We start from the raw sequence: 6,601 nt of genomic DNA, 5'->3' as shown, positions 1-6,601 counted from the left end.
TCCGGCAGCGGCGCTGTTGCTGGCGACGGTGGCGGGTTCGTTGCTGGCCGTGTTCGCGGTATTGATGAAGGGCGTCGTCGACATCCTCGAACACAACGCCGGCCAGTTGTGGCACACACCGGAGCTGTACGCCTGGCTGTTCTGCGGGATCGCCGGGATGATCTATCACCAATCGGCGTTTCGGGCGGGGGCGCTGACCGCTTCCCTGCCGACGATCATCGTGGCCAAGCCCGTTGTGGGCGGCGTGCTCGGAGTCATCGTGCTCGGCGAGACCCTGGACGCCGGGGGCCCGGAATGGTTCGTCCTCGCGATAGCCGCCGTGCTGGTGATCGTCGGGACCATAGGCCTGGCCCGCGGCGAGGCCGCCAGCGTGGCCGCCGGGGCGGGCCGCGACGTGAGAACGACTCAGCCGCCGCAGAATTCACCACAACGACTGGGCGGTTAGAACGGACCGAGCAACCGCAAGTCGGTGACGTACTTGGCGATGATCGGCGCCGAGACGTGCGGGATACCCGGATTGTTCTTGTCTGGGCCGATTTTCGCTTCCCGCACGGCGGCCCGGAATCTTGCGGTCGATCCGCCCGACGCGTGGGCCGGCTCCGCGGGCTGCAGGGAGCCGGAGTTGCGCATCTGCAACATTGGCAGCACCGAGTGCTCACGCGCGCGGTCTGGTCAAGCCGAGAGGCGCCAGCGACGTAATACCGTCCCTGGCAAGCCTTTTCGGCATTGCGTTGCGGCCGAGGGACGCGCTACGGGTTGATCGTGTTGTCGCCGACCTGGCGGCCCCAGACGTACTCGATCGCATACGGCGAGCCTGTGTCCAGGTGGTTGTACGGCGCGATGCTGTTGCCGGTATCCATCACCAACTCCGGCGCCGGCCACAGGTTGCGAGTGATTTTCTGCCAGCATCCCGGCGCACCGCCCGGGCCGCCGCGAGCGTTCACCCGCGGCAGGTTCTCGGGGTAGGTGTAGGGGTTCGGCGCACCGCCGACCACGCCGGCGATCCCGCCGAGCCCCAACGTCAGCGCGGCGACGGCCACCAGCGACAACGGGTTGGCCACCAGACCTAATCCGGACAGTGCCTCGGTGTTCATGTTCAGGGAGTAGCCGTTGAAGTCCCCTTCGGCCGCAGCGGTGGCGGGCAGGGCGTCGACGTTGTTCTTCATCAGGCAATAGATTTCGGGACTGTAGGTGTCCAGCAACTGCGCCGTGGGAATCAGGTCGGCCGACCCTCGGGCGAGATATGGCCCACCGCGCTCGAAGACGTCCGCGGCGGTGTTGCCAAACCCGGCCGCCGACAACAACGCCCGGTCCAATTCCTTCTGCTGCGCATTGAACGTGCGCGCCGTGATCACGGCATTGTTGAGGAAGTCCAGCAAATCCGGCGAGGCGTTGGCGTAAGTGTCCCCCAGCGCCGCCAGCTGCGCGATGTCTCGCTTGGCCTGCGGCAGCTGCGGATTCACGTCGTCGAGAATCGCGTTGGCGTTGACCACCGACTGCCCGAACTTGTCACCCAGCCCCGCCAGCGATTGCGCCGCCGCGCTCAGCGTCAAGTTCAGCTTGACCGGATCCACCTTCTGCGCGATCGAGGTGATGGTCTCGAACAACGTGTTGATCTCGGTGGTGACCGAACGGGCATCGATCACCGCGCCCGGGGCGATCCGCTGTGGCGACGGATGCGCCGGCGTCGTCAGCGACACGTACTTGCCACCAAAGACCGTCGTCGCCTTCACGTCGGCGTTGACGTTCGCCGGGATCAGCTTCAGGTATCGCGGATACACCTCGAGGGTGAATTGGGCCGCCGGCTTACCGTCGCGGACCGTCTCCGAGATGCTGCCGACCCGGCCGATCTCCACGCCGTTGTAGGTCACCTTCGAGCCCGGGTCCATGACGAGCCCGGCCCGTGACGCCAGCATCGTCAGCTTCGTCTTGGGTGTGAAACCACCCCGGAACTGGATGTACACCAAGACGAAAGCCACCAGGAGCACCACGGCAACGCCAAGGGCTATCAGCCGATACGGCGGGAGCCGCTGGGAGTTGATCTGCGTCGGTGAACCCTGCACGGCTACACCATGGCCGCGAAGTCGTGGCGGGCGAGAGTCGGCCGCGTATGCAGGTGATCACCTCTCATGTCTTCGCCCAACGCCCCCGGCGCTGCGGCGGTTCGTTCCCCCGGCTTACGACGACGACAAAAATGTACCGCAACGCGCGAACCGGCCTGCGCACATTGACCCGTTCGGAGGTTTGTGGTCAGGCGGCGGGTCCAGACGTTTTGGCAGGCCGAACCGGGCAATTCCACGACAATCGGGAAAGGATGTGGCGATGGCCGAGACCTACAGTGACCCCGACTTCGACGCGCGCCTCGATATCGCCGCAGAGGCCGCTTTCCGGGTTTGCCATCAAGCAGAGAATTTGAAGCGGCAGGCAATGGCGGCCGGGCGAGCGGCGGCCGCCAGCCTGAAGTTGTCCGCGGAGAGTCAGGAGCGCATCGCAAGGTCCTACGAGCGCATCGCCGAGCGGAGCGACCGCGGGGAGAAATACCTCGAGCACGCGGCAACCCATCGCAAGTTCGCGCAGCAGGACCACCAAATGGCTGAGCAGATGCGGAAAATGATGGAGCCTTGACCGACGGCAATCACGCCCACCTTTTGGCGCCGTGACAGGCGATGATGGTGGTGGTTTGGTTTAGCTGCGACGCCGGAAAGCTGGAACCGACGTCGGGCGTGATTGGAGTCGGTGATGAGTGAACGGTCCGCCCCTGGGCGAGCGAGTTCGTCCGATCGCGCGGCAAAGGTCGAGCAGCGGGTCGAGGAGCTTCGGCGGCGCAGGGCCCAGCTGGCGGCCGGCGAGCGGCCATCGGTGGAGTCGGTGAACTTCGCGCGGCAGCGGGCCGAGGACGCCCTGCAGCGCGCCAGGGACGCTCACCACGCCGCCGCCCAACGGCACGAGGAACTGGCGCAGGTCCACGAGCGAACGGCGAACAGCTACCAACAGGCGGCGATGCACGGAGATGACGGGCCGCTGCACACCCTGCAGGAGAAGGCCGACCGACACTGGCAGGCCGCACACGACAGCCACTTGCGGTTCGCCCAGGACGAAGCCAAAGCCCGGGATCCGAAGAAGTCCTCGTCGGCCGGCTCGCAGCCCTAAGACGAGCGATTCACGCCGGGGGTGTGCTCACCGATTCGATATCCGGGGCTTCTATATCGGGGGCGAAATCGTCGAGCAGCCCACGGTCGCTGACGTCGAGGACCTCCACGTCGTACCTGTCCGACAGCTCCTGACCGAACGCCATCGCCTCCGGGCCGCCGTCGGTGTCCAGAAGGCCCAGCTCGACGATCTCGCCCACTCGCGCCCGGTACTCGGCGCGGGGGCTGATCGTCATCGTCGGTGGTGGCTTGAAGGGCAGCACATCGGACAGCAGAACCTTGCCGACAATCAGATACGACCACGGCGGATCGACGATTCCGACTCGTGCCACGTCCCGCGCCACCCTCGGGTACCCACGTGCGCGCGTGATCAGGTCGGCAACCTCGATATCGGCGTACCAGCCGCACTCGCACCCCGGCGCCGGCGGCACGTGCCGGGGGTTGGCGCATTCGGCGTTGGCCACTTTGGCCGGCCACGAGATGTGCGAGTTGTACGGGGATCTCAACATGTCCCCGGCGATGCCCGTCCAAAAGCGAAAGCCCACAGCGGTTTCCAAGCGGCCGAAATCGGGTGCGGTCAGGCGCTCGTCCAGCCACGCGTGCAGCCCGGGCATCGCAGCCTCGATGGCATCGAAGGCGTGCGCGAAATCGGCACCGAACATCGGGTTCCGGACGTCGACGCACCTGAGCCGCTCGTCGTCGACGCCGACCTCCCGCAACACCCCGACGTGTTCGCGACCCAGCGCAACAACCAAATCGGCACCCAGATGTTCGGCACCGAGCATCGCGGCCAGATGATCGGCCGGCGGTGGATAGCCCCGCTCGGCCAGCACCAAGCAGGCTTGCTCGTCGGCGCTGTCACCCACGCAAGCCAGCGTGCCGGCACTGGACACCCGGACCAGATCACCCAGGCCGCGCTCGCGCATCTGCTCGGCGAACAACGTCGCAGCCATCACCGACCGGGCACGATTGAAACTGCACACGAACGAGACATGCAGCCGGGCGCTACTCACGAAGTCCTCCGAATCGACCTTTGCGACTCGTAGCTTATGTGCCTTCGATGAGGATGGCAGTGCAGCGTCTCAGCGGACCCGCCAGCGTCGCAGAGCGTTCCGAGGCTTGTGTTGTGCTCGGACGACCGATCGCATACTGCGCCGCCTGGCCTTGTGTCGGTACATGTGAGCGTCCGCGTCACGCAGGAGTTGCTGGATGTCGTCGGTCGGACCCCACGTCGAGCCGACCGACGCGCTCAGCGTCAGCCGTGTCGCCCCGATGTCGTAACTGCCCGTCAAGGCATGGCGAAGCCGGTTCGCGAGCTCGGCGACATGCTCTCGGACCCCGGCCTCGGTGGACAGGACCACGAACTCGTCGCCGCCGAGACGATAGACCGAGTCCGGTGCGACCACGAGCTGCGCGATGCGCTGAGCGACTTGGCAAAGGACGGCGTCGCCGACGGAGTGTCCGTGCGTGTCGTTGATCCGTTTGAAACCGTCAAGGTCGATGAAGACGATGCCTACCGACGTTGCGGGTGCGGCCGCGCACCGAAGCATCGAGTCGAGGAAAGCCTGTCGATTGCCCAGTCCGGTAAGCGCATCCGTCACTGCTTGCCGCGCGAGTTCGGCTTCTGCCCGCTTGCGCGCGGTGACATCCTGGAACTGCCCGATGATGATGTCGTCGAGGCCGTGCGCGCCTCGCACCATTACCGCATTTCGTTGCACCCACGCCGTTGTTCCATCGCGCCGGATTACTCGAAGCTCCGACTCGACGTGTGCCGACGCGGAATTCTTCAACACGTCGAAGGCCGCCTCAGCTGTCGCGGCGTCATCGGGGTAGACGAATTCGCGAAGGTTGACGCCGATCAACTCCGCCGCGGCGTAACCGAACATTTTGCACAGCGCCGGGTTGACGTACAACGCACGCAGGGACATGTCGACGATGGCTTGCCCGATGGGCGCGTTGTCCATGCTGATCTGCAGCAGCCGCACGGCGTCGTCACGGGCACGCTCGGCTTCAACGCGTGCGGTCACATCCGTGACCTGCACATAGATGCCTATTACCGCGCCTTCGACGATGTCGGGGATGTAGTTCGTCTCGACGTACCGGGTGCCACCGAGCCGATCGGTGAGCGTGTGCTCGAAAACCTGGTTCGCACCGGACAGCACCCCATTGATGTGAGCGCGGCTGAGACCGTACAGATTCTCTCCGAGGACATCCCGGAGATGGCGGCCGCGAATCTCGACGGGCGTCTTTCCGAAAAACTCGACGAAGGCGTCGTTGGCGACCACGTTGCACAGCTCGCGGTCCCAGTAGCTGACCATGGCGGGGACGCTGTCGATCAGCAGCCGCAGCCGGCGCGCGTCTTCGATCCCCATCAAGGCCTCAGCCGTCGATCATCACGGCGTGATCGGGAATGGACATGCGCACCCTCCGAACCCCGGCTGACCGCCTCAACCGGTCACAAGCGTAAGCCCAGCACAAGACGATTGCTTCGCATCGGGTGCTCACGGCTCGGGCACCAAGAGGCATGAAAGCGGCCTCCGGAGGATTCTCCGGAGGCCGCTTCACCTAGTAGCGGGGACAGGATTCGAACCTGCGACCTCTGGGTTATGAGCCCAGCGAGCTACCGAGCTGCTCCACCCCGCGATGGTGAATGCAAGGTTACCGAACCCGTGTCTGAGCGACCAAATCGCACGCTCAGATGGCTTGTCAGTGCCAGTTCAGGGCCCGTCTCAGTGGGATGGCGGGTTCAGCCCGTACCGCGCCGCGATGTCGTCCATCCATTCCGGGGATCCGTAGGTCAGCCCATACTTGTCCGCGAGCTCACCGAACTCGGGCAGGTCATGGAGCACCTTGCCGACGGGGTCATCCGCATGCTCGACGAGGAGTTCACCGAGTTCGCGGAAGTAGTTCTCGAAGCCGCCCGGCGTGATGATCTCGATGATGCGGCCGGGCTCGCTGCCGGCATTCCACATCGCGTGCATCTGCCCGCGCGGCTTGGTGATGTATCCACCAGGACCCAGGACCACTTCGCTGTCGTCGGACCGGAAACCGATCTCGCCAGCGAGCACGATCGAATGCTCATCTTCGCGGGTGTGCCGGTGCGCCGCGGTGAGCAGGCCGACCTCGAACGGATGCTCGACGATGGACACCTCGCCGCCGTTCGTCTTGCCGGAGAGCTTGAACACCGCGCCGAAACCGGGCAGGGCGACGCAGTCGCCCTCCCCCGGCTGCACCACCGTCACTCCGATTTGATTCGCGTCCGTCATCTCCAGATGCCTCCTCGCGGTTGATTATTCGGGCCAGCTGTTGTTCAGGATGATGTCCACGAAGTCCTCCCGCTTGAATGCGGGGTCGAAGTGCGCAAGCACGTCGTCGTTCATGGTGCCGAAGGTGGTCTGCGGGCGGTGCTTCATGCCGTCGTAGAACGCTTGGATGATGCGCTGCTTGAACTG

The 6,601-nt window shown here is 65.2% G+C and carries 7 protein-coding genes, 1 tRNA gene and 2 pseudogenes; 3 read left to right on the top strand and 7 right to left on the bottom strand.

Annotated elements, in window-relative coordinates:
• On the top strand, positions 1-445 hold a 445-nt coding region (locus tag JOZ00_RS00640; protein WP_293338415.1), incomplete at its 5' end, for a DMT family transporter.
• Here the strand turns inward: JOZ00_RS00640 and JOZ00_RS00635 are convergent.
• Together JOZ00_RS00635 and JOZ00_RS00630 are read right to left on the bottom strand one after the other, a co-directional pair.
• Entirely contained in the window at positions 442-639 is a 198-nt protein-coding gene (locus JOZ00_RS00635; RefSeq protein WP_293338413.1) for a hypothetical protein, read from the bottom strand. The two genes, JOZ00_RS00640 and JOZ00_RS00635, sit on opposite strands and share 4 nt — an antisense overlap.
• Before the next feature lie 110 nt (positions 640-749).
• Positions 750-2,063, bottom strand: coding sequence for an MCE family protein (locus JOZ00_RS00630; protein ID WP_293338411.1), 1,314 nt, complete (start codon positions 2,061-2,063; stop codon positions 750-752).
• A 259-nt stretch (positions 2,064-2,322) separates the two neighbouring features.
• Between JOZ00_RS00630 and JOZ00_RS00625 the strand changes: the two genes are divergently transcribed.
• Together JOZ00_RS00625 and JOZ00_RS00620 are read left to right on the top strand one after the other, a co-directional pair.
• On the top strand, positions 2,323-2,625 hold the full coding sequence (locus JOZ00_RS00625) for a hypothetical protein (protein ID WP_293338409.1): 303 nt from the start codon (positions 2,323-2,325) through the stop codon (positions 2,623-2,625).
• Between the two features lie 114 nt (positions 2,626-2,739).
• On the top strand, positions 2,740-3,150 hold the full coding sequence (locus JOZ00_RS00620) for a hypothetical protein (RefSeq protein ID WP_293338407.1): 411 nt from the start codon (positions 2,740-2,742) through the stop codon (positions 3,148-3,150).
• A gap of 577 nt (positions 3,151-3,727) precedes the next feature.
• On the opposite strand, the pseudogene JOZ00_RS00615 reads toward JOZ00_RS00620, so the two are convergent.
• The 5 genes and pseudogenes from JOZ00_RS00615 to JOZ00_RS00595 form a co-directional block, all read right to left on the bottom strand.
• Positions 3,728-4,162, bottom strand: a pseudogene (locus JOZ00_RS00615) (protein tyrosine phosphatase); the annotation flags it as partial.
• Between the two features lie 69 nt (positions 4,163-4,231).
• The gene (locus JOZ00_RS00610; protein WP_293338405.1) at positions 4,232-5,521 is read right to left on the bottom strand and encodes a diguanylate cyclase; all 1,290 of its coding nucleotides are present in this window, start codon (positions 5,519-5,521) and stop codon (positions 4,232-4,234) included.
• 197 nt (positions 5,522-5,718) lie between these two features.
• Positions 5,719-5,792: transfer RNA gene (locus JOZ00_RS00605), tRNA-Met, on the bottom strand.
• Between the two features lie 86 nt (positions 5,793-5,878).
• On the bottom strand, positions 5,879-6,415 hold the full coding sequence (locus JOZ00_RS00600; RefSeq protein ID WP_293338403.1) for a cupin domain-containing protein: 537 nt from the start codon (positions 6,413-6,415) through the stop codon (positions 5,879-5,881).
• 24 nt (positions 6,416-6,439) lie between these two features.
• Positions 6,440-6,601: pseudogene (locus tag JOZ00_RS00595) on the bottom strand (diguanylate cyclase); the annotation flags it as partial.

This window comes from Mycobacterium sp., from assembly GCF_019243155.1.
In the GTDB taxonomy this organism is placed as follows: domain Bacteria; phylum Actinomycetota; class Actinomycetes; order Mycobacteriales; family Mycobacteriaceae; genus Mycobacterium.
This window is presented reverse-complemented; position numbering and strand designations above follow the sequence as displayed.

What these genes read in the sequence shown, in the direction of transcription:
- JOZ00_RS00635 (WP_293338413.1), bottom strand. Translation starts at nt 639, where the DNA reads ATGTTGCAGATGCGCAACTCCGGCTCCCTGCAGCCCGCGGAGCCGGCC.
- JOZ00_RS00620 (WP_293338407.1), top strand. Translation starts at nt 2,740, where the DNA reads ATGAGTGAACGGTCCGCCCCTGGGCGAGCGAGTTCGTCCGATCGCGCG.
- JOZ00_RS00600 (WP_293338403.1), bottom strand. Translation starts at nt 6,415, where the DNA reads ATGACGGACGCGAATCAAATCGGAGTGACGGTGGTGCAGCCGGGGGAG.
- JOZ00_RS00610 (WP_293338405.1), bottom strand. Translation starts at nt 5,521, where the DNA reads ATGGGGATCGAAGACGCGCGCCGGCTGCGGCTGCTGATCGACAGCGTC.
- JOZ00_RS00625 (WP_293338409.1), top strand. Translation starts at nt 2,323, where the DNA reads ATGGCCGAGACCTACAGTGACCCCGACTTCGACGCGCGCCTCGATATC.